Here is a 1133-nt window from a genome sequence, read left to right as displayed (position 1 = left end):
CATGTATTTGATCGAAAATCTGTAAGAAAAACCGCCATGGAAACTGGTTTCTCACAAAGGCTTAGTAAATTAACACCAGAAATCTTTCTAAGTCTCTGTACATTCCTCAAAGATTCAGTTGGAAATGAGAGTTTACAACACTTATGTAGCGCTATATCTTATCCCTATCAAACCTCGATTTCGAAGCAGGCCTTACACGAGCGATTTAATAAACAAGCCGTTTCATTTCTAAAAGAAATTTATCAACAGTTGGTATCGAATCAGGTGAAGATACCACGACACGTCGATGTGAACCGACTTTTTTCACGTATTCGAATTATGGACTCTACTTCTTTTAACTTGGAGGATGACTATCCTGATTATCCAGGCTTTCGTAATTCGGGTGTGAAAATACAATTCGACTATGACTGGCTTCATGGAGATTTCCTTTATCAATCCGTTGATCCTCAGACCAAGAATGACAAATCAGCAGCGCGAGAAATTATGAATTCGCTCTTACCGGGTGATCTGGTTTTGCGTGATCTTGGCTTTTACGCGGCAACGATTATGAAAGAAATAAATAAACGTGGGGCTTACTTTATAACGAGAGCTCCTTCGAAAACAAAGTTCTGGGTTGGAAGTTCAAAAGAAGGATGGACGCAAATAGTACCCGAGGAAGACTTGAAGGATAAAGACTCAGGTAAAGTAATAGACTATGGTTTCGTTAAAGTAGGTGGCGATGCGCGAAATTCTTTTATAGGCCGAGTTGTCGCCCAGAAACTAACACCTGAACAGCGCAAAAGGCGCGAAAAAGCTTTGAAAAAAAAGGGACAGAAAGGAAGGAACGTCCAATCTGCCCTAAGAAGAAATGATATTCAAGTTCTTGTGACCAACATAACACAAGAAAAATTAGGTCCTCAAGACCTGTATCCGTTGTATACCCTTAGATGGCAAGTTGAAATCATATTTAAAACGTGGAAATCCCTTTATCAAATCAATAACGTGAGAAGGATGAAACAAGAACGGATGGAATGCCATTTATATGGCACTTTAATCAGAATTCTTCTTTCTTCCATGACAATGTTTCAGTGTCGGTATTATTTGTATCAAAACCATCAAAAAGAGATATCCGAATACAAGGCCATGGATCTAAT

General features: G+C 38.8%; 1 protein-coding gene. It reads left to right on the top strand.

Annotated elements, in window-relative coordinates; all coding sequences use genetic code 11:
* Positions 1-1133, top strand: a 1133-nt coding sequence (locus JI666_RS20865) for an IS4 family transposase (protein WP_206895011.1), incomplete at both ends; no start/stop codon positions are given.

The organism is Bacillus sp. NTK071, assembly GCF_017303315.1.
Classification (GTDB): domain Bacteria; phylum Bacillota; class Bacilli; order Bacillales; family Guptibacillaceae; genus Guptibacillus.
This window is presented reverse-complemented; position numbering and strand designations above follow the sequence as displayed.